This window comes from Tahibacter soli, from assembly GCF_025717065.2.
Lineage (GTDB): Bacteria > Pseudomonadota > Gammaproteobacteria > Xanthomonadales > Rhodanobacteraceae > Tahibacter > Tahibacter soli.
This window is the reverse complement of the sequence record NZ_JAOVZO020000020.1, coordinates 552,641-577,508: the sequence shown is the minus strand read 5'-3', so window position 1 is coordinate 577,508 and position 24,868 is coordinate 552,641. Positions and strand designations below refer to the sequence as shown.

The window sequence follows — 24,868 nt, the reverse complement described above, 5'->3', positions numbered from 1 at the left end:
GTCGGCTGTTCGGAAGGGAGGCGGATGCGTTGCAGCGCACCCGCCTCGAGTCCCCGAACAGATGCGGCACACAACCACATAAGCACGACGTTCGGGGAGTAAAGAATGTATTCGATCAACCGGCTTTTGCAAGCCGGCGCGGGACTGGCTTTGTGCCTGTTCGGCGCCGCGTCGACCGTTTGCGCGGCGGACGACCACTTCAACCAGGCGCGGCCGATTCCGGCACCTGCGAGCACGCACGACATCGCACGTGTCGAACACGTGCAGCATCGTGCCCTGACGTGGGACGAGCGCGCGCCGCTGCCGTCCTCGCGCGATCATCTGTATCGCGACTACGACCGGCCGCAGCGCGCCGACGCCGCGCGCCTGGCGTGCGACGACAACCTGTTCGCCGGCGTCAGCGGCGCCGCGCTCGTTGCGGCGGTGAAAGCTTCGACGACGACGTGCGTCAACGCGCTGTTCTCGATCGACGGCGCGCTCGGCGCACAGGTGTTTCCCGAAGCGAAGATGACGACGATCGCGAACGCGATCCTCGCCGACGCGCCGGGCTACACCGGCGACAACACCGGCAGCATGCTGCAGCTCGTCCTGTTCCTGCGCGCCGGCTACTACGTGCAGTACGGCTATCCGGCGCAGGTCGGTTCGTACGGTGCGACGCTGCGCGCCGCGATTCGCCCGGCGCTGAACGCGTTCGTCGCCAACGGCCACTTTCAGGACGTCAACGATGCGCACGGCGCGGTGCTGTCCGAATTCGTCACGCTGATCGACAGCTCGGGCGAAAACGCCGAGCAGCTCGGTACCGTGCGCGGCATTCTCGATCGCTACGGTCCGTCGTATCACGCGTCGTGGAACATGAAGGCGTCGGTCAACAACGTGTTCACCGTGCTGTTCCGCGGCCACTACCTGCCGGAGTTCCGCACGCTCGTGCAGGGGCCGGGCGCCGGCGTGCTCGACACGCTCGTCGACTTCATCGCGCGCAACAAGGCCGCCGACATCGGCAGCAACCGCGAGTACATGCTGCAGAACGCCGCCGGCGAACTCGGCCGCTTCCTGCAGTATTCCGGTTCGTTCCACACCGTGGCGCATCCGAAGGTCAAGGCGGTGCTCGATTCGCTGACGCTGGGCGGCCCGGGCGGCGGCATCTACGTGCGCATCGCGAGCGTCGCCGACTACTACGACAATGCGCATTGTGCGTATTTCAACCTGTGCACGTTTGCGCAGGATCTGGAAGGGGCGATCCTGCCGGCCGCGAACGCGCGCGACTGCAGCGCGACGCTGCGCGTGCGCAGCCAGGCGCTGACGGCGGCGCAGCTCGACACGGTGTGCAGCATCGTCGGCAACGAGGAAGGCTATTTCCACACGCAGGCGCAGACGAACAACGTGCCGGTCGCCGACGACAACAACACGAAGCTCGAGATGGTGATCTTTCACTCGAGCACCGACTACGAAACGTATTCGGGCGTGATCTTCGGCAACGACACGAACAACGGCGGCATCTATCTCGAAGGCGATCCGTCGGTGGTCGGCAACCAGGCGCGCTTCCTCGCGTACGAGGCCGAGTGGGTGCGTCCGACGTTCGAGGTGTGGAACCTGACGCACGAATACATCCACTATCTCGACGGCCGCTTCAACTGGCACGGCCGCTTCGCCGACTACCCGATGGACGCGCCGGCCTCGGCGATCTGGTACATCGAAGGTTTCGCCGAATACATCTCGTACTCGTACCGCAACCTCGTCAACGCCGACGCGGTGGACGAAGCCGGCAATCCCGACACGTTCACGCTGGCGCAGCTGTTCGACACCGAATACAGCACCGACTACACGCGCACGTACCAGTGGGGCTATCTCGCCACGCGCTTCATGTTCGAACGCCATCGCGACAAGATCGCGAGCCTGTACGCGCTGACGCGCGTCGGCAGCTACGACCCCGGCTACGCGAACTGGCTCAATCCGATCCGCACGACGTACAACGCCGAGTTCCGCGCATGGCTCGTGTGCTTTTCGACCAACGACGGCGACACGTCGAGCTGCGGCGGTCCGGCGGGCGACAAGATCTTCGCGGACAATTTCGGCGATACCCCGGCGCCGCCGGAAACACCCGAATGCACGCAGGCGGACGTGCGCCAGCTCGACAACGGCTGCAAGCGCAGCAACCTTGCGATCGCCGTGGCGAACCAGCGCCTGTACCTGCTGATTCTCGTGCCGGCCGGCAAGACGAGCCTGACGTTCACGATGTCCGGCGGCACGGGCGACGCCGATCTGTACTACCGCGGTGGCGCGTGGCCGAACGACACCACGTACGACCAGGCACCGCAGCTCGCCGGCAACGCCGAAACGGTGACCGTATCCAATCCCGCGCAGGGCTGGCACTACCTGATGCTGCGTCCGAAGACGGCGTCGTTCGAGGGGGTGCAGGTTTCGGCGGCTTGGCAGTAGTGCTCAAGAACCCTCTCCCCCGAGCTTGCTCGGGGAGAGCGCAGGGTGAGGGGGCGACGCCTCGCACGCGTTGACCTCGACGCGTTGCCGAGCGCCGCCCCCTCACCCCGGCCCTCTCCCCCGCAAGCCTGCGGGGGAGAGGGTGTCGTCAATGTCCACGCGTCATTGCCGACGGTTAGACCATCGCGATCCAAAATTTGCGAATCGCCCCGCCCGGGCAGCGCCAGGCGCCAAGCCTCGCCGCGCGCCGAGGCCTAGCATTTGTACATTCCTTCCCGCAGTCCCGTTCAATGACCCCCATTCGCGTTATCGATTCGCATACCGGCGGAGAGCCTACTCGCGTCGTGATTTCCGGCGGTCCGGACCTCGCCGGCCTCGATCCGGCCGCCGCGCGCGAACGCCTCGCGCGCGACGACGATCGTTGGCGTCGCGCGATCGTGTGCGAGCCGCGCGGCTCCGACGTCATGGTCGGCGCGTACCTCCTGGCGCCCACGCGCGCCGACTGCGTCGCCGGCGTCGTGTTTTTCAACAACGTCGGCTACCTCGGCATGTGCGGACACGGCACCATCGGCGTGATCGAAACGCTGCGCCACCTCGGCCGCATCGCGCCGGGCGAATTCAAGCTCGAAACGCCGGTCGGCGCGGTCGACGTCGAACTCGCGGACGACGGGCGCGTCGCGATCGACAACGTCGCAAGCTACCGCCACGCCGCGAACGTCGCGGTCGACGTCGACGGCTACGGCCGCCTGCACGGCGACATCGCCTGGGGCGGCAACTGGTTCTTTCTCGTCGACGACCACGGCCTCGCGCTCGATCTTTCCAACCTCGAACGCCTGACCGACTGCACCGTGAAGATCCGCCGCGCGCTCGAACGCGACGGCATCGCCGGCGCGGACGGCGCGGTGATCGACCACATCGAACTCGTGGGACCGTCGTCGACGCCCGGCGTCGATGCGCGCAACTTCGTGCTGTGCCCCGGCCTCGCATACGACCGCTCGCCGTGCGGCACCGGCACGAGCGCGAAGCTCGCATGCCTCGCCGCCGACGGCACGCTCGCGCCGGGCGCGCGCTGGCGCCAGGAAAGCGTGGTCGGCAGCGAGTTCGAAGGCAGCTGGCGTCGCGGCGCCGACGGCGCGGTGCTGCCGCGCATCGTCGGCCGCGCGCACGTCTGCGCCGACGCGACACTGCTGTTCGATCCGGCCGATCCGTTCGCCTGGGGCTTCGCGTGAATTACGACGCGATCATCGTCGGCGCCGGCATCGTCGGCTGCGCGATCGCCGACGCGCTCGCGCGCGCGGGGCTCGCGGTCTGCGTCGTCGAGCGCGACACGATCGGCGGCGCCGCGACGGCCGCGTCGATGGGCCATCTCGTGGTGCTCGACGACGATCCGGCGGAACTGGCGCTGTCGGCCTATTCGTGCGAACGCTGGCGCGCACTCGCGGCCGAACTGCCGGCGGCGTCCGACTTCCGCGCGACCGGCACGCTGTGGATCGCGCGCGACGCCGAAGAACTCGACGAAGCGCGGCGCAAGCAGGTGCGCCTCGCGCAGGCCGGCATCGCGAGCGAGATCGTCGGCGGCGCCGCGCTCGCCGCGCTGGAACCGGCGCTGCGCGCGGGTCTTGCCGGCGGCCTGCGCGTGCCGGGCGACGCGATCGTGTATCCGCCGGCCGCCGCCGCGTATCTCGCACGCCGCGCCGCGGCGCGCGGCGCGCGATTCGTCACGGGCGTCGCCGTCGATGCGCTGACCGGCGACGGCGTCGCGCTCGCCGACGGCCGCACGCTGCGCGCGCCGGCGGTCATCGTCGCCAACGGTTGCGCCGCGCCCGAACTCGTACGTTGCGTTCCTATACGAAAGCGCAAAGGTCACTTGTTGATAACCACGCGTCCGCCCGCGGGCACGGCGCCGCTCGCGAACCATCAGCTGATCGAGCTCGGTTACGTCAAGAGCGCGCACGGTGCCGACGGCGAATCGGTCGCGTTCAACGTGCAGCCTCGGCCGACCGGCCAGATCCTGCTCGGTTCGACGCGCCAGTTCGACGACACCGGCAGCGAAGTGACGCCGCGCCTGATCGCCCGGCTGCTCGAACGCGGCATCGAATTTCTGCCGGACCTCGCGCGCCTGTCCGCGTTGCGCGCGTGGACCGGCTTCCGTCCGACGACGCCGGATCACCGGCCGCTGATCGGCCGCTGGCCGCCGCGCGATGGCGTGTGGCTCGCGTGCGGACACGAAGGCCTCGGCGTGACGACCGCGCTCGGCACCGCCGATCTCCTCGCCGCGCAGTTGCTCGGCAGGCCGCTGCCGTTCGACGCCGCGCCGTTCGACCCCGCGCGCTACGCGCCCGAGGCCGCGACGGCATGAGCGCGACGATCGCGATCCGCATCGACGGCCGCGACGTGCGCGTCGCCGCCGGCATCAGCGTCGCCGCGGCGATCGCGCAGGCCGGCGTCGTCGCGACGCGCCGCGACGTCGCGGGCGAACCGCGTGCCGCGTGCTGCGGCATGGGCGTGTGCTTCGAATGCCGCGTGCGCGTCGACGGCGAAGAAGCGCTCGGCTGCATGGCGCGCGTCGCGCCGGGAATGGAGATCGTCACGGATGGCTGAGATCAGTACCGAAGTGCTCGTGGTCGGCGCGGGCCCGGCCGGCGTCGCCGCCGCCGTCTGCGCCGAGCGCGCCGGCGCGCGCGCGCTCGTGGCCGACATGCAGGCCGAGCCGGGCGGGCAGATCTGGCGTGGACAATGGAACAACGCGACGAACCGCGATGCCGCGCGCTGGCTCGGCGCGCTCGCGTCGTCGCCGGCCGCAACGCTGTTCGGCGCGCGCCTCGTTGCGCTGCCGCGCGCCGGCCACGCGCTGTTCGACACGTCTCGCGGCGCCGTGCACGTGCGCTACGAACGCGCCGTGATCGCCACCGGCGCGCGCGAACTGCTGCTGCCGTTTCCCGGCTGGACGCTGCCCGGCGTGTTCGGCGCCGGCGGCCTGCAGGTGCTCGCGAAGAACGGCTGGCCGGTGGCCGGCAAGCGCGTCGTGGTCGCAGGCTCGGGACCGCTGCTGCTCGCCGCGGCCGACACGCTGCGTGCGCGCGGCGCGCGCGTCGCACTGGTCGCCGAGCAATGTTCTCGCGGTGCGCTCGCCGCGTTCGGTGCCAGGCTCGCGCGCACGCCGCGCAAGCTCGCGCAGGCCGCGGGCCTGTTCGCGCGGCTCGCGGGCGTGCCGTATCGCACGAACGCCTGGGTCGTGCGCGTCGAGGACGACGGCACAAGTCGCCGCGCGCTCGTGCGCGTGGGAGCGCACGAGCGGCGCATCGACTGCGATCTCGTCGCGGTCGGCTACGGACTCGTGCCGAATCTCGACGTCGCGGCCGGCTTCGGCTGCGACGTCGCCGGCGGCAGGGTCGTCGTCGACGGCCATCAGCACACGAGCGTGCCGGGCGTGTACTGCGCCGGCGAAGGTACCGGCATCGGCGGCGTCGACCAGGCGTTGGCGCAGGGCGAGATCGCGGGCTACGCCGCGGCCGGCCGCGCCGAACGCGCTGCCGGCGCGCTCGCGCGCCGGGACGCCGCCGCGCGCTTCGGCGCGCTGCTGGCGCGCACGTTCGCGCTGCGCGACGAACTGCGCGATCTCGCGGCCGACGACACGCTGCTGTGCCGCTGCGAAAACGTCGCGTTCGGCGACGCGGCCGCCTGCGCGGAGGCGCGCGAGGCGCGCCTCATGACGCGCCTGGGCATGGGCCACTGCCAGGGCCGCGTCTGCGGCGCCGCCGCGCAGTGGCTGTTCGGCTGGAACGCGGGCACGCCGCGGCCGCCGTTCGCGCCGGTGCGCATCGACAAACTGGATTTTTCCGCTTATTCCCCTTCCGACGGCGTCTGACCGTCGGCTCCGCTCCCATCCGTTCGAGGAAACGACTCATGAGCACCCTCTGGCAAGGCGTCCTGCCGGCAATCACCACGCCGTTCGACGAGAACTACGCGATCGACCACGCGTTTGTCGCGAAGCACGTCGACTGGCTGATCGGCCACGGCTGCCGCGGCATCATTCCGTGCGGTTCGCTCGGCGAAGGCGCGACGCTCACGTTCGACGAGAAGGTGGCGCTGATCAAAACCTGCGTCGCCGCGACGGGCGGTCGCGTGCCGGTGATTCCCGGCATCGCCGCGCTCTCGACCGACGAGGCGGTGGCGCTCGCCAAGGCCGCGCACGCGGCCGGCTGCGGCGGCCTCATGGTGCTGCCGCCGTACGTGTATTCGAGCGACTGGCGCGAGATGAAGGCGCACGTCGCGGCCGTGATCGCCGCGACGCCGCTGCCGTGCATGCTCTACAACAACCCGCCGGCATACAAGACCGATTTCGTCGCCGAACAGGTGGCCGAGCTCGCGGCCGAGTACGCGAATCTCGAAGCGGTGAAGGAATCGTCCGGCGATTCGCGCCGCGTCACGGCGCTCGTCGCGCTCGTGGGCAGCCGCCTGCGCGTCGGGGTGGGCCTCGACGACATGGTCTGCGAAGGCGTCGCCGCGGGCGCGACGTTCTGGGTTGCCGGCACGGTGAACGCGCTGCCGGCCGAATCGGTCGCGCAGTTCGAACTCGCGTCCGCCGGCCGCTGGGACGAGGCGCGCGCGCTGTACCGCTGGCACCTGCCGCTGCTGCGGCTGGACACCGTCGTCAAATTCGTGCAATTGATCAAGCTCATACAGCAGGAAGCCGGCATGGGCTCCGAACGCGTGCGCGCGCCGCGCCTGGAAGTGGTCGGCGCCGAACGCGACGCCGCGCTCGCGATCATCCGCCGTGCGCTGGCCGAGCGGCCCGCGGTGTAACCACGCAAGAGAGACCTGATGTCCAACTACGAACTCGAAGGAACCTCGCTGATCGGCGCCGAGCGCGGACTCGGCGCCGGCGCGAGCTTTCGCGGCGTCGACCCGGCGACCGGCGAAGCGCTCGCGCCGGTCTACTGCGGCGCGACGCAGAACGAACTCGAACGCGCGGCCGAACTCGCCGCCGGCGCGGCACCGGTGCTCGCGCGACTCCCGGGCCGCGAGCGCGCGGCGCTGCTCAAGGCGATCGCCGAGGAAATGGAAGCCGCGCGCGCCGATTTCGAAACGCTGGTGCCGCGCGAAACCGGCCTGGCGGCCGCGCGCGCGAACGGCGAACTCGGCCGTACGATCGGCCAGTTGCGCGCGTTCGCCGCACTGGTCGAGGACGGCAGCTGGGTCGATGCGCGCATCGACCACGCCGATCCCGCGCGCGCGCCGCTGCCCAAGCCGGACGTGCGCTCGATGCTGCGGCCGATCGGACCCGTCGCGGTGTTCGGCGCGAGCAATTTTCCGCTGGCGTTTTCGGTCGCCGGCGGCGACACGGCCGCGGCGCTGGCGGCCGGCTGTCCCGTGATCGTCAAGGCGCACCCGTCGCATCCGGCGACGAGCGAGCGTGCGGGCCTCGCCGTGCGCGCGGCGGTCCGCCGCTGCGGGCTGCCGCCCGGCACGTTCTCGCTGCTGTTCGACGCGGGTCACGCGATCGGCGCGGCGCTCGCGCGGCATCCCGTCGTGCGCGCCGTCGCGTTCACCGGTTCGACCGCCGGCGGACGCGCGCTGATGGACATCGCCGCGGCGCGCCCCGATCCGATTCCCGTGTACGCGGAAATGGGATCCATCAATCCCGTGTTCGTGCTGCCGGCCGCGCTCGCCGCGCGCGGCGACGCGATCGCCGACGCGCTGCATGCGTCGGTGCTGCAGGGCGTCGGGCAGTTCTGCACGAGTCCCGGCGTCGTCGTCGTGCCGCAGGGCGCGGCGGGCGACGCGTTGCGCGACCGTCTCGCCGCGCTGTTCGCCGCGGCGCAGCCGGCGCCGATGCTCAACGCCGGCATCGCCGCGCGCTACGCCTCGGGCGTGCGCGCGCTGGCGGCCGTCCCGGGCGTCGACGTGCTGCACGCGGCGAGCGCCGGCGAGCGCGATGCCGCGCCGTCGCTGCTCGAAGTGGATTCCTTGCGTTTTAGAAACAATCCACGTTTGCACGAAGAGGTGTTCGGCCCCGCGAGTCTCGTCGTGCGCACGCGCGATGCCGACGACATGCGCGCGATCGTCGAATCGCTGCACGGGCAGCTCACGGCGACGCTGATCGCCGACGACGCCGATGCGACGGCCGCGGCGTCGCTGCTCGAGCCGCTGGCGCAGCTGGCCGGCCGCGTGCTGATGAACGGCGTGCCGACCGGCGTCGAGGTGTGCGCGGCGATGGTGCACGGCGGGCCGTATCCGGCGACGTCGGACGGACGTTCCACGTCGGTCGGCACGGCGGCGATCGAACGTTTCGTGCGGCGCGTGGCGTGGCAGAACGTGCCGGACGCGCTGCTGCCCGAGGCGTTGCGCGAGGGCAATCCGCTGGGGATTGCGCGGTTGGTGGATGGAGTGCGGGTGTAGCGGCGTTTCTGGTGGACTCCCTCTCCCCCGACGCCGTCGGGGGAGAGGGTTGGGGTGAGGGGGCGGCGCGCCGCACTTCGTCGAGGCCAAGGAAGTGCGCGGCCTCGCCCCCTCACCCAACCCTCTCCCCCAAGCGAGCTTGGGGGAGAGGGCTACAGATCAGAACGCATCGCCCCCCGCCGAAATCGCCTTCTCCATGCGATCCCCGAGCGGACCCATCTCGGCGATCAGAAGGTCGATCTCCTCGACCGTCAGATGCTCGTACGGGCGGTTTTCGCACAGCTGCAGGTACGGCGAGCCGTCGAGGTCGCTGACGGCGAGAAAGCCGATGCGCTGCTCCCAGTTGAAGCGCAGGCAGCGCTTGGCGTCCATGCCGGTCAGCGGGCCGATCGGCGTGGAAATGCGCAGGTATTTGCGGCCGTCTTCGTGCTCGAGCTCCGACAGATACACGCCCTGGTGGCGCTTGCCGCCGTCGAGCAGCATGTCGAAGCTCACGAGATACGGATCGTTGATGCGCAGCTGGTGGCGCGCGCTGATGTGCGAGCGGATCTGCTCGAAGCTGTGCATGGGGAACTCTCCGGGGAATGGCTGGCGCGTATGCTACCGTCTGGGAGCCCTGGCATGAACCTTGACATGAGCGACGAAATTCCGGACGCCCATCGCGCGATCTTCGACGTCGTCGCGCGCATCCCGCGCGGCCGCGTCGCCAGCTACGGCGAAATCGCCGCGCGCGCCGGCCTTCCGGGCCGGGCGCGCATGGTCGGCAAGGTGCTGGGCCTCGCGCCCGACGACCGCCCGCTCCCGTGGTTTCGCGTACTGCGCTCGGACGGCCGCATCGCGTTTCCGCCGCGCTCGGCGCCGTATCGCGAGCAGCGCGCGCGCCTGATCGAGGAGGGCGTGCGCGTCGTCGCCGGTCGCGTGGATATCAAGGCGTTCGGCTGGGAGCGCGATCTGGACCGCGAGCTCTGGGGCCATCCGTAACCCGTCGCCGTTCGTCGGGTCGCGAACGGTCGAGACGGCTTTTCTGCGGAGCCCGTCGCAAGCCGCCCCGATGTTCGGAATTAGGCTGCCCGCGCATTTTGTACCGGGACAGACGCGGCGGCGACGCAGGAGCGGGCGATGGCAATGTTGAGGAGCGCGGCTCGGCTGCGCGTTGTTCTGTGGGCGGCGCTGTCGTGCTGCGCCGGCGTCGCGGTTGCGCAGGGCGTCGACCGGCGCGCCGACGAGATGCTGCGCAACGGCTTCGAGTCGATCGCGGCCGGGCCGTTCACCGATACGGAAGCCGCGCGCTTTCTCGCGCAGGCGACCTACGGTCCGACGCTCGACGACATCGCGCATCTGCGCAGCATCGGCTACGACGCGTGGTTCGACGAGCAATTCGCCGCGCCGCCGTCGTACGAGCAGCCGTTCCTCGACTGGGTGCCGACCCAGCCGCCGGGCCAGAGCGGCGTGTATCAGCAGCAGCGCCTGGAAGCGTGGCTGATCAATTCGGTCGGTTTGTACGATCCGTCGAATCCGCCGCGCGTGCCGGGCGACGATCTGCGCCAGCGCGTGGCGATGGCGCTGTCCGAAATCTTCGTCGTCTCCGACCGCAACGCGACGCTCACGCTGCAGGCGTGGTCGGTCGCGAGCTGGTACGACATGCTCGTGCGCAACGCGTTCGGCAGCTACCGCACGCTGCTCGAAGACGCGACGAAACATCCGGCGATGGGCGTGTATCTGTCGATGTACGGCAACCGCAAGCCGGACGCGACACTGAACATCCGCCCCGACGAAAACTACGCGCGTGAAATCCTGCAGCTTTTTTCGATCGGCCTGTACCAGCTGAACCTCGACGGCACGCGCGCGCTCGTCGGCGGCCAGCCGGTCGCGACGTACCAGCAGCCGACCGTGCGCGGCTTCGCGCACGTGTTCACGGGCTGGCACTTCAACGGCTGCCCGGCCGCGTCGTACCCGACCTGCGCGACACGCTGGTACGACCCCGATTCGGCATCGTGGCGACAGCCGATGATCGCGTTCGAGGCGTATCACGACACGACGACCGACAAGCAACTGCTCGTGTACGACAACGTCGCGCTGCCGAACGGCCTGCTCGTGCACGGCGGCAACGCGCAGGCCGAACTGACGCAGGCGCTCGACAACATCTTCGCCCATCCGAACGTCGGTCCGTTCGTGAGCAAGCAGCTGATCCAGCGGCTCGTGACGAGCAATCCGAGCCCGGCCTACGTCGCGCGGGTCGCGGCGAAGTTCAACGACAACGGGCAGGGCGCGCGCGGGGATCTCAAGGCCGTGGTCAAGGCGATCCTGCTCGACACGGAGGCGCGCTACGGCCATCTTGGCGCGTACGACGCGCGCCACTTCGGCAGGCTGCGCGAACCATTCCTGAAACTCGTGCAGCTGTGGCGCATCACCGCGCCGCGCTCGACGAACGGCCGCATCAATCTGAGCGCCGATCCGGCCGAGGAGTACGGCCAGGCGCCGCTGCGTTCGCCGTCGGTGTTCAACTTCTTCCGGCCCGATTTCGCGCAGCCGGGCGAAGTGCGCGACCTCGGCCTCGTCAGTCCCGAATTCCAGATCGCGACCGATACGATGCTCGTGTCGACGCCGAACGACCTGCATTGGCGCATTTTCTACTTTTACGTCGGCAGCACGTACAGCTACGCGCTCGAACCCGACGCGCTCCTGATGGACTACGCGCCGTACAACGCGCTCGCGGCGACACCGGCCGCACTCGTCGACCGGTTGAACCTGCTGCTGATGTCCGGGCAGATGTCGCCGTTCATGCGGCAGACGCTGATGACGCGGCTCACGGCGCTGCCGAACGGCAACGGCGGCCGCGATCGGGTGCAGCACGCGCTGTTTCTCGTGCTGAACTCGCCCGAATACTCGATCCAGAAATGAGGCCGACCATGATCGTCGATCGACGCGAATTTCTGCGCCGCTGCATCTGCGGCGCGCTCGGCGGCGCGAGCCTGTACTCGGCGCTCGGCACGCTCAACCTCGTCAACGCGGCCGTGGCGAACACGAACGGCGGCATCTTTCCGGACTACAAGGCGCTCGTCTGCATCTTCCTGCTCGGCGGCAACGACAGCTTCAACACGATCGTTCCGCGCAGCGCGCCGCACTACGCGACGTATGCGACGTCGCGCGGCGGCCTCGCCGTGCCGCAGGGCCAGCTCGTCGCGATCGATCCGCTCGCCGGCGGACTGCCCGGCGACGGCGCGAGCTACGGGCTGCATCCGTCGATGCCGCATCTGGCGACGCTGTTCAACGACGGCCACGCGGCCGTCGTCGGCAACGTCGGCACGCTCCTGTGGCCGACCACGCAGCAGCAGTACCAGGGCAATCTCGTGCCCTTGCCGCCGCAGCTGTTTTCGCACGACGACCAGGCGAACATCTGGCAGACCTCGCGCGCCGACGACGCGAACGCCGCGGGCTGGGGCGGCCGCGTCGCCGACCTGCTGCACGGCGGCAATCCGAACCAGAACCTGTCGATGCTGATCTCGCTCGCGGGCGAGGCGCTGTTCCAGCGCGGCGATACCGTGCATCAGTACGTGATGAATCCCTACGGCGTCGAGCCGATCGAATACCTGGACATGTGGCAGAACGAAGGCGGCGTCGCCGCGTTCAATGCGATGAACCAGTCCGGCGCGCAGGCGAACGTGTTCGAGCGCGGCTACGCGCGCGCGGTGAACAGCGCGATCGCCAACTACGGCGTCATCGGCGACGCGCTCGATGCGGTCGGCGGCGTGACCACGGCGTTTCCGTCGTCGAACCTCGGCCGGCAGCTGCAGATGGTCGCGCGGCTGATCAAGGCGCGCGCGCAGTCGACGATCAACATGCGCCGGCAGATATTCTATGTGCAGCTCGGCGGCTTCGACACGCACGGCAGCCAGCTCACGGTGCACCCTGAAATTCTCGGCGATCTTTCAGGCAGCCTCAAGGCGTTCTACGACGCGACGGTCGAACTCGGCGTCGCGGACAACGTCACGGCGTTCACCGCGTCGGACTTCGGCCGCACCGTGTCGATCAACGGCGACGGCACCGATCACGGCTGGGGCGGCCATCATTTCGTCGTCGGCGGCGCGGTGCGCGGCAAGCGCTTCTACGGCCGCATGCCGTCGCTCGCGCAGAACGGCAACCCGGACGACGCGGGCTACGGCCAGCTGATTCCGACGACGTCGGTCGATCAGTATTCGGCGACGCTCGCGCGCTGGTTCGGCCTCACCGAGACCGGCATCGACGACGTGTTTCCGAATCTCGGCCGGTTCGCGTCGCGCGATCTCGGGTTTTTCAGTCCGTAGTTCTCGTACTCCCTCTCCCCCAAGCTTGATTGGGGGAGAGGGCTGGGGTGAGGGGGCGGCGCGTCGCGCTTCGTCGACGTTGAGGAAGTACCTGACCCCGCCCCCTCACCCAACCCTCTCCCCCGACCGCAGTCGGGGGAGAGGGCTCTGGTGGCGTTGGAATTTACTTCAGCGTTTCACCGCGAACGGCGCGTTCGCGTACTCCGTCTCGCCGCCCTGCGGCGAACGCGCGACGATTCGCGCGACGTAGTCGCCGGCGCCGAGCCGGTCGGCCGATACGTCGATGCGCAGAAGGTCGGCGTCGGGTTTCAACGCGTGTTCGCGATGGACGATCGCGTCGCCGCGACGCAGTTCGATCGTGAATTCGTCCGTCCCGGTCACCGAGAGCGCGCCGAACTCCAGCACCACGCGATCGACGCCCGCATCGATGGCGTAGGTCGGCGCGACCGGCTGTTCGGGGCCGCTGCGAAACGTTTCGACCGAGACGATCTGCACCTTGCCGCCGGAAGTCGACGTCGCGAAGCGCCACAGCAGCGCGCCTGGCAGGGCGGCGCCGAGCAGGAACGCAGCCGCCGCCATCGGCAGCAGGCGCTGCGCGGGCGCCGGCTTCGGCGCGACCTGGCCGATCACCGGTTGCGTGGCGAGTTCGCGCAGACCGCGTTGCAGCGCGCGCGTGGCTTCGACGTCGTCGAGCAGCACCGGGTCGTGGAACAGCGCCATTTCGAACGCTTCGAGTTCGTCGCCGCTCAATCGGCCGTCGATATAGTCGCGAATGCGAGTTTCGCGCTCGGAAGGATTACCGCTCATGGTCGTAGTCGCTTTCAGGGAGTGCTGTGCTTTTCGACGAGTTCGCGCAGCCGCAACCGCGCGCGATGCATGACGCGGTCGAAGTGCTCGACGCTGAGCGAATACTCGTCGCACAGCATCTGCTTGTCGTGATCGAGCACGTAGTGGCGCCAGAGCAGTTCGCGATCGCGCTCGACCGGAAGCTCGGCGATGAGCTGCCGTACGAGTTCGGCGGTCTGCAGCCGTTCGAGCAGCGCCATCGGGCCGGCCGCGTCGTCGACGACTTCGGCGATGCCGTCGCTGTCGGCTTCGGTGCGCCGGCGCGCCACCTTGCGCTTCTCGCCGATCGCGAGGTTGACCGCGGTCTGGCGCAGAAAACCGGCGAGCTTGCCCGGATCGTCGAGTCCGTCGCGGCGCAGCCGCTCGAACGCGATGATGAAGGTTTCCTGCACGAGATCGCGCGCAAGCTCGGGCTGGCGCAGGCGGTGCGTGAGCACGGCGACGAGCGGGCGCGTGAAACGCTGCACCAGCTCGATCTCCGCATCGCGGTCGCCCGCCGCGACCCGCCCCACCAGATCGACAGGGTCTGGAGGCTCGGACGCGGAATCGAAACCGTTTTCCATGGAATGGCGGCTGGCAGCGCGGGGGAGGTCCCCGATGCTATCCAAACCGGCAAATTGTGCAAAGCATGGGCCATTCGTACACCTGTACGTCTGCGCCCCCCGTAGCCGCGGATCTGTCGCTTCGGCGAACATCCTCGCAGCAATACGTACGGATTCGAATGCCGGTTCAGGTTTCAGTCAGGCAACGGCGAGAATGTGTGACTTGGATCACATCCACTTCGCACGCTTGAGCGCGAGGTACAGCGCGCCGCACAGCGCGCCGGTGAACACGATCATGCCGGGGTAGGCCCACGTCTGGTCGAGTTCGGGCATGTGGCGGAAGTTCATGCCGTACCAGCTCGTGATCAGCGTCGGCGCCGCCAGCAGCGCGGCCCAGCCGGCGAGGCGCTTGACCACTTCGTTCTGCGCGACGGAGACGAGCGACATGTTCACCGTCATCGCGGCCGTGAGCATTTCGCGCATCGTGTCGGTGGCCTCGTTGATGCGCGCGGCGTGGTCGGAAACGTCGCGGAAGTACACGCGCACGTCGTCGCGAATCAGGCTCGGGTGAAAGCGCATCAGCTGGTTCAGGATGTCCTGCAGCGGCGCCACGGCGAGGCGCAGCGTAACGAGTTCTTTTTTAACTCGTACAGATTGCGTATCGTTTCGCGGTTGAACGTGTCCTCGAAGATGTCTTTTTCGAGTTCCTGCAGCTCTTCGCGGAACTCGCGCACGATCGGGAAGAAGTTGTCGACGATGAAGTCGAGCACCGCATACAGGCCGTAGCTCGGCCCCAGCGCGAGGAGTTCGGGCGTCTGCTCGCAGCTGCGGCGCGCCGGCTGGTACGACAGCGACGCGCCGTGGCGCACGGTGACGAGGTAGTTCTTGCCGAGAAAGATGTGCGTCTCGCCGAATTCGATCTTGCCGCCGACGGCCTGCGCGGTGTGCGCGACGATGAACAGCGAGTCGCCGTAGACCTCGATCTTGGGGCGCTGGTGCGCGGTGTGCGCGTCCTCGATCGCGAGCTCGTGCAGGTCGAATTCTTCCTGCAGGCGTTCGAGCAGCGACTCGTCGGGCTCGTGCAGGCCGACCCAGACGAAGTTGTTGCGGTCCTTGAGCACGTCGCTGATCTCGGCGATCGTGATGTCGCGCAGTCGCTGCCCCGTCACGGTCGAGTACGCGACGCAGTTGACCACCATCGGATCGCCGTTGGCGGCGGTCGGGCAGCTGGCGACGGCGGTGCTGGCAGTCAGGTTCATCGGCGGCTCGGGCAATTCGGCGCGGCAATGATGCCCCAAGCCGGCGACTACCGAAACCGCGCGGCGGCGGATACCACGCGGGTTTTACGGCGAGCGCGTCGACGGCCGCCCGGGCTCGCAGCGCAGCGCCGCGAGCGCCGCCTTGCCGTGCTGCGCGACGAGTTCGCGATAGCGCTCGCGCGCCAGACGCCGCGCGTCGGGCGCGAGTGCGGCGTCGGCCGCGGCCACGCCGCGCAGGCCTCGCGCGAGTTCCGCCTCGCCGTAGGTGCCGCGCGCGGCGCCGCAGCCGTTGGCGCTGAGCCACAGCGCGTAGGCATGCCAGGCCCAGGCGCCGGCGGGGTCGTCGGCCGCGCCGGCGCGGTCGGCGCGATCGCGCAGCCATTGCGGCGCGCCGGCCTGCGCCGCGCGCTGCGCCCAGGTTTCGGCCTTGCCGGCGTCGTACGGCGCGCGGCCGTCGAGCGCCCGATAGGCGTCCGCGACCGCGCCGGCGTAGCGCGCGTCGCGTTCGGCGAGCGCCGCGAGCAGCGCGAGGCCGCGCGTGCGGGCCGCTTCGTCGTCGAGCGTGAGCATGTACTCGGCCAGCCGTCGTGCGAGCTCGTCGTCGGGCTCGCGCGCCCAGAGCTTGTCGATCGCCTTGAGCAGCGCGTCGAGCAGCGACGGCTGGCTCGTCAGCGCGTCGCGATCGTAGGTCTGCTGCAGGCGTTCGAACTGCGCGTTCGGGCCGCGGCCCTCGCGATACTTGAGCGTGACGGCGCGCCAGGCTTCGTTCTGCGCGTCCCACGCGTCGCAGCGCGGCCGGATCGACTGCCAGCGCTTGCGGCCCGCGTCGTACACCCCGCGCAGCAGCGCGGCGTCGGCCGGTGCGACGCCGTCGAGCTGCCGCTCGATCGGCGGCGCGCTCTGCGGGTCGTCGTAGAACGTATGGCCGTTCGCGCATTCCCACGCGACGGCGAAACGCACCTTGTCGGCGCGGTCGTCGCCGTCGGCATAGCGCCGGCGCAGCGTGTCGAGCGCGCGCGCCGGCTCGGCCGACAGCGCGGCGGCGAGATCGCCGTACGTCGTCTGCGCCTGCTCGCGCGCGACGCGCTCGTTGTTCGCGATCCACGCTTCGACATCGAACTCGCGGCGCGGATCGTCGGCCGGCGTCTCGGCGGGCATCGCGGCGGCACGGGGCGGCGCGGGCCGCTGTGCGGGCGGCGATCCCTTGCCCTGCATCGCCGCGTGCGCGCCGGCCGGCGCGATGCGATCGCGCACGACGCCGAAGAGGCCGGGCCGCAGCGCGTACGTCAGCGCGAGCGCGTGGGCCGCGATTACGGCCAGGAGCAGCGGGTAGTTCGGTTTCGACACGTAGGGTTCGCGCATGGGCGAGTGATAGCAGGAATCGTCGCGCCCGTGTAGCGGCTACCCGCGTCGCGCATACCGCATCGCGACCGCGAGCCCCAGGTGCAGCGGCACGAGCAGCGCGAGCCACACCGTGTTGTCCTGCTTGAACCACGGCAGCACTTTCGCGAACGCGGCGAACACCGCGAGCGCGACGACGAGCGCGGCGACCGCGCGCGCGAACGGCGTGATCGTCCAGTCGGCCTTGCGCGCGCGCCAGAACGTCGGCACGAGCAGCAGCAGCAACGGATCGAGCAGCAGGATGTTCTCGTTGTGCCACGCCGAAATGTGCTCGGTGCCGAGCCACAGGCCGACGAGCACGAGCCCGGCGAGCGACAGCTTGATCGCGGTCCACGACGCGAGGATCGCGAACGCGTAGCGTGCGGTCTTGTTCGTGCGCCGCGCCGCGAGCGCGATCAGCGCGAGGCCGATCGCCGCGCCGAGAATGCCGGCCGGCCACGCGAATCCGAACGGATACGGGCCGCGCGCGAACAGGCCCCGCGCGTCCGCGGCGAGTTCGGCGTCGGCTTCGTGCAGCCGCCGCGTCGCGCCGATCAGCGGCACGCTGGCGCCCGTGTCGTCGACGACGCTGACGAGCTTCAGGTGCTCCATCAGCGACATCGGAATGAAGCTTTCGTCCCAGAACGACAGGCGCTTGTCGGCGAACGGCCCGAGGCCGAGGTCCATCGGCAGCATCAGTTCGGGATCGGGCGAAATCAGGCGGTCGGCGTACAGGCGATACGTGTAGCCGCGCGACGACCCGACGAGCGCCTTGTGAATCGCGCCGCCCAGCACGCGGTCGAACGCGTCGCGCACGCGCGTGGAGCAGTTCGACGTGAAGTACTCGTAGCGGTACCTCGCGTTCTCGGGCTTCAGGTTCCACGCGAGATGGGCGGCCAGCGCGAGACGCTGCGCCGGCGAGAAGTTCAGTTCCTGCTCGACGACCCAGCGGCCTTCGTGCGCGTACATCGCGACGTCGTCTTCGTAGCGGTTCGCCGCCATCGAATACATCATGTAGCCGCGCAGGAAATTCCAGAAGAAATCGTCTTCTTCGAAATCGAAGATGCCGTAGTTGTAGCTGACGGCCTCGCCGCTCGCGGCATCGCGCACGACGATCGCGTTATGGCCGAAGCGTTCCCAGTAGATCTTGCCGGGGCCGAACGTGACGAGTGAAATCGACAGCTGCTCGCCCGGCTGGCCGGCGTTCCACCGCGCGGTCTGCGCCGTCGCGCCGAACGCCGCGGCGAGCAGCAGGACGACGGCGGCGAGGCGTGCGAGAAGCCGACTACGACGCGTCATGCACGCGCACGGCGAACTGGTGCACGCGACGGTCGTCCGATTTCGTCACTTCGAATTCGAAGCCGCCGATCGCGACGGCTTCGCCGGCTTCCGGCAGGTGGCCGAATTCCGACGTGACGAGGCCGCCGACGGTGTCGAAATCCTCGTCGGGAAAATCGCAGCCGAAACGGTCGTTGAACTCGGCGATCGGCGTGAGCGCGTTGACGAGATAGCGGCCGTCGAGCTGCGGCAGGATCGGCGCGCTCTCGGCGTCGCCGTCGTCGGCGTCGTGCTCGTCGCCGATGTCGCCGACGATCTGCTCGAGCACGTCCTCGATCGTGATGAGGCCGGCGACGCCGCCGTACTCGTCGACGACGATCGCCATGTGGTTGCGCGACAGCCGGAATTCCTTGAGCAGAATATTGAGCTTTTTGGATTCCGGGATAAGTGCGACCGGGCGCAGCAGCAGGCGGATGTCGCAGTCGCCGTTTTCGGCGAGACAGCGCAGCAGATCTTTGGCGAGGAGGATGCCGAGGATCTCGTCTTTCTCCTCGCCATGGACCGGAAAGCGCGAGTGACCCGATTCGATCACGACCGCGAGATTGTCCTTGAACGAGGCGTCGGCGGGCAGCGAGACGACCTGTCCGCGCGGAACCATGACGTCGGCGACGGTGAGGTCGGCGACTTCGATGGCGCCTTCCACCATCGAGAGCGTGTCGTTGGACAGCAGGCCGTTGGCCTGCGCCTGGCGCAATTCCTCGAGCAGTTCCTCGATATTGCGCGGTTCGCCCGACAGGGCCTGGCTGATGCGTTCGAACCAGCTTCGGTGTACGGGCGGACTAGGGTGGTCCTCGCTCATCGTGGGTGGCGACATGCCCGATAGGGGCGGGGGCGTGAGTGTAGCAGACGTGAACGGACGGCTTTGTTGCGGTCGCAAAGCCCTCTCCCCGGCGAGCCGGGGAGGGAAGTCAGGCCGCCTCGAACCCGTTCTTGAAGAGCTGGTCGTAGGCGCTCGGCGTCAGGTCCGGTCCCTGGAAAATGCCGAGCGGGCTGTAGCCGCCGTAGCCCGGGAACGCGTAGTACACGTTCGGATTGCCGAGCCGGCGGATCATCGCCTCGGACAGCACGCGCCGGTAGTCGGTCGTCACCGCGACGTCGGCACCCTCGAACAGCGCGCCGCTGGAAAGACCTGCGAACGTGCCGAACGTGCGGCCGCCGTTGACCGCGCCGCCGAGCGCGAACATGACGTTGCCGTAGCCGTGGTCGGTGCCGCCCGAATCGTTCTCGTTGACGCGGCGGCCGAACTCGCTCATCACGACGACGCTGACCTTGTTCATGTAGTTCGTCGCGCCGGCCGACAGGTCGGTGTAGAACGCGCCGAGCGCGTCCGACAGTTCCTGCACCTTGTTGCCGAAGTAGTCGTAGCTGTTCGCCGGGTTGCCCTGGCCGTCGTGCGTGTCCCAGCCGCCGAGGTCGACGGCGGCGACGCGCAGGCCGAAGCCCGCTTTTACCATTTGCGCAATATTGCGCATCTGCGTGCCGAGCTGGCCGGTGCCGTAGTTCGCGCCGCCTGCCGGCTGATAGCCGCTCGGGTTGGAGCTTGCGTTGTAGATGCCGTAGTTGATCGGGCGCATCAGCTTGAGCGATTCGAGCGTCTGGGCGCCGGCGCGTTCGAGCGGATCGCCGCTCGCGTTCCACAGCCACGGCAGCACGTCGACGAAACCGGCGAAGCCGGCCGGCGGCGTCGGCGTGTAGTTGTCGGCGGAGTTCCAGCCCCACGCGGCGGTGTCGAGGCGGAAGTCCGAGCCGCTGCCGAGCGTGATCGTCTCGGTGCTCGACAAAAGGCTCGTCGACGTGATCGAACCCATGCACACCGACGGAATCGGCACGTTCGCCGGCAGGCCGGCCGACAGGAGGTGGCGCGTGAGCCAGCCGACGCCGGAACCCTGCTGGCCGCCCATGCCGACTTCCATGTTCGCCTGCGAGTCGAAATGGCTGCGCGTGACCGGCTGGTTCACCTGGCCCGCACCGAGTATCACCGCCAGATGGTTCGATTGATACAGCGAGTACAGGGCGCTCGCGCGCGGATGCAGGCCCCAGGCGCCGCCGCTGTTGGCGAGCGGCAGCGCGGCGCCCGTGCCGCTGGTCGGAATCTTCAGCGTCGGGCGCGCCTGCTCGTACGGCGCGCGGTCGGCGCCGCCGACGGGCGGCACCAGCGAAAGGCCGTCGGCACCGCCGCGCAGGAACAGCACGACGAGCGTGTCGTCGGTCGCCGCCTGCACGTCGAAGCCCGCGGCGAACGCGGTCGGAGCGAGGCCGCTCGTCGCGGCGGCCGCGCAGCAGCCCTTGAGAAAATCGCGTCGGTTGATCGTGGTCATGTCGGTTCTCGGCTCAGCGACGCATGAATTCGGGGCTGCACAGAATCAGCGCGACCATCGTGCGCAGACGCGACTGCGTGTAGTGGCGCGACAGGTTCGGGCCGTTCCAGTTTTCGTCGATCGTGAGCTGCGCGTTCGCCGCGGCGTTCTGGCGCAGGAAGTTCATCGCCACCGTGTAGACCTGTTCCGGACGGTAGCCCAGCAGGCGGTCGCACCACAGGCCCGCGATGTTCTGCGCCGTGGCGGTCGTGCCGCCGTACACGGCGTTCGTCTGCGCGACGACGTCGGCGAGGAACGGCGACGATGCCTGGCCGTTCACCGCGCGCATTTCCGGCAGGCGCGCGAGCAGGCGGAACGTCATGCCGAGCGCGCCGCTCGATGCCCAGGCCACCTGCTTGTCCGGATAGCCGTTCGGCGCGGGCCAGAAAAACAGGCGGTTGCCGGTCTGCTGCAGGCGGCTCAGGAATTCTTCGGTCGTCGTCCAGGCCGACGTGTTGTCCGGCACCGGCGTGAAATCGGCGCCGAGCGAGCGCAGCGCGGCGACCGTCGCGACGGCCGGACGGCGCATGCGCGTACCCCACGCCGACTTGAACTCGGCCGAGTTCAGGATCACGCGTACGACGCGCGCGATCTGGTCGGGCGCCTGCCAGTTGTCCATGAACGCCTGCACGGCGCTCGCGACGAGCGACGGCGGCGGGGCATCGGACACGAAGCGCCGCACGAGCTTGCCGCAGACGTAGTGCGCGGTGCCCGGATGCGCGGCGAGGATGTCGAAGAGCTTGGTGCCGTCGGCCTGGTGTCCGTAGGCCGGGAAATAGCGGTTCAGCACGTACTTCTGGTACTGATCGTGCCAGTCGTCGCGGTAGATGAACGTACCGTCGTTTTCGGCCGGAAACTGCCAGTGGCCGTTCTTGAGCGTCCAGCCGGTCAGCGCGCTCGTTGCCTCGTAGACGTCGTTGTCCACGTATTTGAGGCGGATCGAACTGCCGTCGGCGAGCTGGCCGATGCCGAGCGACGGATCGTCGGGAAACAGCACGCCGCCGTAGTTTTCGGCGCCGAGCGTGTGCAGCTCGAACAGCTCGCGCGCGAAGTTTTCGTTCGGGCCGGCGCGCGTGGACGAGTACAGATCGAGGTAGTACATCATCGTGGTCGACTTGGCGACCGACTCGAGCATCGTGCGGAAGTTGCCGAGCGACTGCGGGCGGATCACGTCGCGGTCGAACTGCACGAACACCGGACCGCCGTCGTAGTCGGTGCCGAACACGCTGAAATGGTCGTGCCAGAAGTCGACCATCGTCTCGAACAGTTGGCGCTGGCTGTACGTCTGCCGGATCAGCGTCATGCACTCGATCTCGGAGAACGGCAGCATGCGCAGGTAGTAGTTGGCAGTCTGGCTGCGGTGGTCGGCCCACAGCTGCTGCAGCGTCTTGGCGAGCGTCGTGAAACCGGCGCCGGCGATGCGCGCGTCGCAGGCGCCGTCGCCGATCGCGGCGGGATTGAGCTGCTGCTCGACCCACGCGGTCCAGCGCGCGTCGTCGGTGGCGCCGAGCGCGTTGAACGCCGCGATGTCGGTCGGCGCGACGCCGAACGTCGCCTTCGTCAGCCAGCGCACGGCGGCCGGCGGCGTCGTCAGATTCGGCTGCGCGGCCGCTTTCGAGGCGGTCTCGTCGGCCGACGCGGCGTCGGCGAGAGCGGTGTCGAGCGGCGCCTTGCCGGGCCGACGCATGCTCGGAGGTACGGCCTCGTCGGGCAGGCCGATCGCACCGGCGAGCGCGGCGAGGAGATTGCGGCGAGGAGCGAAAAAACCAGGCGTGGCGCTGGCGTGAGCCATGGCGGCGTCCAGACTAACGGGAGGATGCCTAGGCTATTGGATACTCATTGGAATGGTGTGACGCGCGGCACAGTTCGCTGCCGTGTGCGTCAATCGCCGACGAGCGGTCAGACGACGCGCGGCTCCGCTTCGAGCGCCACGCCGAAACGTTCCCGCACCTCAAGCTGCACGCGCTGCGCGAACGCCCACAGGTCGGCACCGGTCGCGCGGCCGTGATTGACGAGCACGAGCGCGTGGCGCTCGGAAATGCCGGCGTCGCCGTCGCGCGCGCCCTTCAGGCCCGACTGTTCGATCAGCCACGCGGCGGACAGCTTCGTCGCGTCGCCCGCGGGCCAGCGCGGCAGGCCCGCGTGTTCGGACGCCAGCGCGTCGGCCTGCGCATTCGATACGATGGGATTTTTAAAGAAACTGCCGGCGTTGCCGATCGCCGCCGGGTCGGGCAGCTTGCGCCGGCGCAGGCGCGACACGGCTTCGGCGACGAGCGACGGGGTCGGCTCGGCAACGCCCATCGATGCGAGTTCTTCGCGCACGCCGGCGTAGTCGAGCCGCAGCGCGCGACGGCGCGGCAGGCGCAGTTCCAGCGCCGTGACGACGTAGCGGTCGGGCTCGCGCTTGAAGCGCGAATCGCGATAGCCGAACGCGCAGTCGGCGTTGGCAAAGCGCACCGGTATGCCGTTCATGCGGTCGTACGCGTCGACCGCGTGTACGAATTCGGCGAGCTCGACCCCGTACGCGCCGATGTTCTGGATCGGCGCGGCGCCGACCGCGCCGGGAATCAGCACGAGGTTTTCGAGGCCCGCATAGCCGCGGCCGAGCGTCCACAGCACGAGATCGTTCCAGCTTTCGCCGGCCTGCGCGCGCACGATGCCGTGTTCGCCGTCGTCGTCGATCGCGGCGATGCCGCGCATCGACGGCGCCAGCACGACGCCGGGGAAGTCGCGCGTCAAGAGCAGGTTGCTGCCTTCGCCGACGACGAGCAGCGGCGCGTTGCGTATCCACGGAAAGGCGAGCGCTTCGGGCAGCGCGGCGGCGTCGCGCACGTCGACGAGCAGCGCCGCGCGCGCGTCGACGCGCAGTGTGTTGCGACCGGCGAGCGAGGCGTCCTCGAGGATGCTGTAGCCGGGGCCGTCGATGCGCGCGGCGTTGACCGTCATGCCGACGTCTTCTCGCGCTGCCGGCGGATCGCCTCGACGCACTCGGCGACGAGCGCGGGACCGCGATAGATCAGGCCGCTGTAGATCTGCACGAGCGTCGCGCCCGCGTCGATCTTCGCGACCGCGCCTGCGCCGTCCAGGATGCCGCCGACGCCGACGATCGGCACGCGGCCGTCGAGGCGCTGCGCCATCGCCGAAAGCACCTTCGTCGACTTCGTGAACACCGGCCGGCCCGACAGGCCACCCGCTTCGTTCGCGTAGCGGTGTCCCGCGACGGCGTCGCGATCGATCGTGGTGTTGGTGGCGACGAGGCCGTCGATGCCGGTCGCGATCAGCACGTCGGCGATCGCGTCGAGTTCGGCGTCGGCGAGATCGGGCGCGATCTTGAGCAGCATCGGTTTGCGCGCGCCGTGCTGCGCGGCGAGTTTTTCCTGGCGCTCGCGCAGCGTGCCGATGAAGCGCTTGAGCGTTTCTTCTTCCTGCAGGTCGCGCAGGCCTTGCGTGTTCGGCGACGAGATGTTGACGGTGACGTAGCTCGCACGCGCGTAGACGCGATCGAGGCAGTACAGGTAGTCGTCGACCGCACGCTCGTTCGGGGTGTCCTTGTTCTTGCCGATGTTGATGCCGAGCACGCCGCCGAATTTCGCGCATTCGGCGTTCTTCACCAGCGCGTCGACGCCGTCGTTGTTGAAGCCGAGGCGATTGATGATCGCGTCGTGCTCGGGCAGGCGGAACATGCGCGGCTTCGGATTGCCGGCCTGCGCGCGCGGCGTGGTCGTGCCGACTTCGACGAAGCCGAAGCCGAGCGCGGCGAGCGCATCGACGTGCGCGGCGTTCTTGTCGAGGCCGGCGGCGAGGCCGACGGGGTTCGGCACGGCGATGCCGCAGAACGCCGTCGGCAGCGGCGCGGGTTTCGACGCGAGCAGCGGGTTCATGCCCGTGCGGTACGCGGCCTCCATCGCCGCGAGGCCGAGGTGATGCGCCTTCTCAGCGTCGAGTGCGAACAGGAACGGGCGGGCTAGGGAGTACATGCTTTACGGCGGCCTCGCTATTGCCGT

At 69.2% G+C, this 24,868-nt stretch carries 19 protein-coding genes and 2 pseudogenes; 10 read left to right on the top strand and 11 right to left on the bottom strand.

The window, feature by feature from the left end; all coding sequences use genetic code 11:
• Positions 1 to 105 precede the first annotated feature (105 nt).
• The 7 genes and pseudogenes from OD750_RS23515 to OD750_RS23485 all read left to right on the top strand — a co-directional run bounded on the left by OD750_RS23515 (position 106) and on the right by OD750_RS23485 (position 8,838).
• Entirely contained in the window at positions 106 to 2,436 is a 2,331-nt protein-coding gene (locus tag OD750_RS23515) for a M9 family metallopeptidase (protein ID WP_263540695.1), read from the top strand.
• 290 nt (positions 2,437 to 2,726) lie between these two features.
• Positions 2,727 to 3,665 carry a proline racemase family protein gene (locus OD750_RS23510; protein WP_263540694.1) on the top strand — a complete coding sequence of 313 codons (939 nt, stop codon included), beginning with the start codon at positions 2,727 to 2,729 and terminating at the stop codon, positions 3,663 to 3,665.
• Positions 3,662 to 4,795, top strand: a complete 1,134-nt coding sequence (locus OD750_RS23505) for an NAD(P)/FAD-dependent oxidoreductase (RefSeq protein ID WP_263540693.1) — start codon at positions 3,662 to 3,664, stop codon at positions 4,793 to 4,795. The genes OD750_RS23510 and OD750_RS23505 overlap by 4 nt, the downstream gene beginning before the upstream one ends.
• On the top strand, positions 4,792 to 5,037 hold the full coding sequence (locus tag OD750_RS23500) for a (2Fe-2S)-binding protein (protein ID WP_263540692.1): 246 nt from the start codon (positions 4,792 to 4,794) through the stop codon (positions 5,035 to 5,037). The genes OD750_RS23505 and OD750_RS23500 overlap by 4 nt, the downstream gene beginning before the upstream one ends.
• A pseudogene (locus OD750_RS23495) lies at positions 5,030 to 5,914 on the top strand (NAD(P)/FAD-dependent oxidoreductase); the annotation flags it as partial. The gene OD750_RS23500 and the pseudogene OD750_RS23495, both read left to right, overlap by 8 nt.
• A 428-nt stretch (positions 5,915 to 6,342) precedes the next feature.
• Positions 6,343 to 7,242: a dihydrodipicolinate synthase family protein gene (locus tag OD750_RS23490; protein ID WP_263540690.1), complete on the top strand. Its 900-nt coding sequence runs from the start codon at positions 6,343 to 6,345 to the stop codon at positions 7,240 to 7,242.
• An 18-nt stretch (positions 7,243 to 7,260) separates the two neighbouring features.
• The gene (locus tag OD750_RS23485) at positions 7,261 to 8,838 is read left to right on the top strand and encodes an aldehyde dehydrogenase (NADP(+)) (RefSeq protein WP_263540689.1); all 1,578 of its coding nucleotides are present in this window, start codon (positions 7,261 to 7,263) and stop codon (positions 8,836 to 8,838) included.
• 159 nt (positions 8,839 to 8,997) lie between these two features.
• Here OD750_RS23485 and OD750_RS23480 read toward each other — a convergent pair whose 3' ends face one another.
• Complete coding sequence (locus tag OD750_RS23480; protein WP_263540688.1) at positions 8,998 to 9,405, bottom strand: hypothetical protein; 408 nt, start codon at positions 9,403 to 9,405, stop codon at positions 8,998 to 9,000.
• Between the two features lie 54 nt (positions 9,406 to 9,459).
• Here OD750_RS23480 and OD750_RS23475 point away from each other — a divergent pair, with 54 nt between their 5' ends.
• The 3 genes from OD750_RS23475 (at position 9,460) to OD750_RS23465 (ending at position 13,142) form a co-directional block, all read left to right on the top strand.
• On the top strand, positions 9,460 to 9,819 hold the full coding sequence (locus tag OD750_RS23475) for an MGMT family protein (RefSeq protein ID WP_263540687.1): 360 nt from the start codon (positions 9,460 to 9,462) through the stop codon (positions 9,817 to 9,819).
• Between the two features lie 138 nt (positions 9,820 to 9,957).
• A complete protein-coding gene (locus OD750_RS23470) occupies positions 9,958 to 11,739 on the top strand; it encodes a DUF1800 domain-containing protein (protein WP_263540686.1) in 1,782 nt (593 codons plus the stop codon).
• Between the two features lie 8 nt (positions 11,740 to 11,747).
• Positions 11,748 to 13,142, top strand: a complete 1,395-nt coding sequence (locus OD750_RS23465) for a DUF1501 domain-containing protein (RefSeq protein ID WP_263540685.1) — start codon at positions 11,748 to 11,750, stop codon at positions 13,140 to 13,142.
• A gap of 168 nt (positions 13,143 to 13,310) precedes the next feature.
• Here OD750_RS23465 and OD750_RS23460 read toward each other — a convergent pair whose 3' ends face one another.
• From OD750_RS23460 to OD750_RS23415, 10 genes and pseudogenes are all read right to left on the bottom strand, one after another.
• Positions 13,311 to 13,949 (bottom strand): hypothetical protein, encoded by a 639-nt coding sequence (locus OD750_RS23460; RefSeq protein WP_263540684.1) that lies wholly within the window; start codon positions 13,947 to 13,949, stop codon positions 13,311 to 13,313.
• Positions 13,950 to 13,963: 14 nt separating this feature from the next.
• On the bottom strand, positions 13,964 to 14,551 hold the full coding sequence (locus OD750_RS23455; RefSeq protein ID WP_263540683.1) for an RNA polymerase sigma factor: 588 nt from the start codon (positions 14,549 to 14,551) through the stop codon (positions 13,964 to 13,966).
• A 207-nt stretch (positions 14,552 to 14,758) separates the two neighbouring features.
• A pseudogene (gene corA / locus OD750_RS23450) lies at positions 14,759 to 15,789 on the bottom strand (magnesium/cobalt transporter CorA).
• A gap of 84 nt (positions 15,790 to 15,873) precedes the next feature.
• Positions 15,874 to 17,151 (bottom strand): hypothetical protein, encoded by a 1,278-nt coding sequence (locus OD750_RS23445; RefSeq protein WP_263540681.1) that lies wholly within the window; start codon positions 17,149 to 17,151, stop codon positions 15,874 to 15,876.
• Between the two features lie 39 nt (positions 17,152 to 17,190).
• Complete coding sequence (locus tag OD750_RS23440; protein ID WP_263540680.1) at positions 17,191 to 18,468, bottom strand: Lnb N-terminal periplasmic domain-containing protein; 1,278 nt, start codon at positions 18,466 to 18,468, stop codon at positions 17,191 to 17,193.
• Positions 18,455 to 19,321, bottom strand: coding sequence for a CorC family transporter (locus OD750_RS23435; protein WP_263540679.1), 867 nt, complete (start codon positions 19,319 to 19,321; stop codon positions 18,455 to 18,457). The genes OD750_RS23440 and OD750_RS23435 overlap by 14 nt, the downstream gene beginning before the upstream one ends.
• 94 nt (positions 19,322 to 19,415) lie before the next feature.
• Entirely contained in the window at positions 19,416 to 20,825 is a 1,410-nt protein-coding gene (locus OD750_RS23430) for a DUF1501 domain-containing protein (protein WP_263540678.1), read from the bottom strand.
• A 13-nt stretch (positions 20,826 to 20,838) separates the two neighbouring features.
• Positions 20,839 to 22,656 carry a DUF1800 domain-containing protein gene (locus tag OD750_RS23425; RefSeq protein ID WP_263540677.1) on the bottom strand — a complete coding sequence of 606 codons (1,818 nt, stop codon included), beginning with the start codon at positions 22,654 to 22,656 and terminating at the stop codon, positions 20,839 to 20,841.
• 107 nt (positions 22,657 to 22,763) lie between these two features.
• A complete protein-coding gene (gene murB, locus OD750_RS23420; protein WP_263540676.1) occupies positions 22,764 to 23,810 on the bottom strand; it encodes a UDP-N-acetylmuramate dehydrogenase in 1,047 nt (348 codons plus the stop codon).
• On the bottom strand, positions 23,807 to 24,841 hold the full coding sequence (locus OD750_RS23415; RefSeq protein WP_263540675.1) for a quinone-dependent dihydroorotate dehydrogenase: 1,035 nt from the start codon (positions 24,839 to 24,841) through the stop codon (positions 23,807 to 23,809). The genes murB and OD750_RS23415 overlap by 4 nt, the downstream gene beginning before the upstream one ends.
• Between the last annotated feature and the right edge of the window lie 27 nt (positions 24,842 to 24,868).

Excerpts from the sequence above, each read along its gene's own strand:
- OD750_RS23430 (WP_263540678.1), bottom strand. The coding sequence starts at position 20,825 with ATGACCACGATCAACCGACGCGATTTTCTCAAGGGCTGCTGCGCGGCC.
- OD750_RS23510 (WP_263540694.1), top strand. The coding sequence starts at position 2,727 with ATGACCCCCATTCGCGTTATCGATTCGCATACCGGCGGAGAGCCTACT.
- OD750_RS23515 (WP_263540695.1), top strand. The coding sequence starts at position 106 with ATGTATTCGATCAACCGGCTTTTGCAAGCCGGCGCGGGACTGGCTTTG.
- OD750_RS23455 (WP_263540683.1), bottom strand. The coding sequence starts at position 14,551 with ATGGAAAACGGTTTCGATTCCGCGTCCGAGCCTCCAGACCCTGTCGAT.
- OD750_RS23465 (WP_263540685.1), top strand. The coding sequence starts at position 11,748 with ATGATCGTCGATCGACGCGAATTTCTGCGCCGCTGCATCTGCGGCGCG.
- OD750_RS23415 (WP_263540675.1), bottom strand. The coding sequence starts at position 24,841 with ATGTACTCCCTAGCCCGCCCGTTCCTGTTCGCACTCGACGCTGAGAAG.
- OD750_RS23480 (WP_263540688.1), bottom strand. The coding sequence starts at position 9,405 with ATGCACAGCTTCGAGCAGATCCGCTCGCACATCAGCGCGCGCCACCAG.
- OD750_RS23485 (WP_263540689.1), top strand. The coding sequence starts at position 7,261 with ATGTCCAACTACGAACTCGAAGGAACCTCGCTGATCGGCGCCGAGCGC.
- murB (WP_263540676.1), bottom strand. The coding sequence starts at position 23,810 with ATGACGGTCAACGCCGCGCGCATCGACGGCCCCGGCTACAGCATCCTC.
- OD750_RS23475 (WP_263540687.1), top strand. The coding sequence starts at position 9,460 with ATGAACCTTGACATGAGCGACGAAATTCCGGACGCCCATCGCGCGATC.
- OD750_RS23500 (WP_263540692.1), top strand. The coding sequence starts at position 4,792 with ATGAGCGCGACGATCGCGATCCGCATCGACGGCCGCGACGTGCGCGTC.
- OD750_RS23425 (WP_263540677.1), bottom strand. The coding sequence starts at position 22,656 with ATGGCTCACGCCAGCGCCACGCCTGGTTTTTTCGCTCCTCGCCGCAAT.
- OD750_RS23490 (WP_263540690.1), top strand. The coding sequence starts at position 6,343 with ATGAGCACCCTCTGGCAAGGCGTCCTGCCGGCAATCACCACGCCGTTC.
- OD750_RS23445 (WP_263540681.1), bottom strand. The coding sequence starts at position 17,151 with ATGCGCGAACCCTACGTGTCGAAACCGAACTACCCGCTGCTCCTGGCC.
- OD750_RS23435 (WP_263540679.1), bottom strand. The coding sequence starts at position 19,321 with ATGTCGCCACCCACGATGAGCGAGGACCACCCTAGTCCGCCCGTACAC.
- OD750_RS23470 (WP_263540686.1), top strand. The coding sequence starts at position 9,958 with ATGGCAATGTTGAGGAGCGCGGCTCGGCTGCGCGTTGTTCTGTGGGCG.
- OD750_RS23440 (WP_263540680.1), bottom strand. The coding sequence starts at position 18,468 with ATGACGCGTCGTAGTCGGCTTCTCGCACGCCTCGCCGCCGTCGTCCTG.
- OD750_RS23460 (WP_263540684.1), bottom strand. The coding sequence starts at position 13,949 with ATGAGCGGTAATCCTTCCGAGCGCGAAACTCGCATTCGCGACTATATC.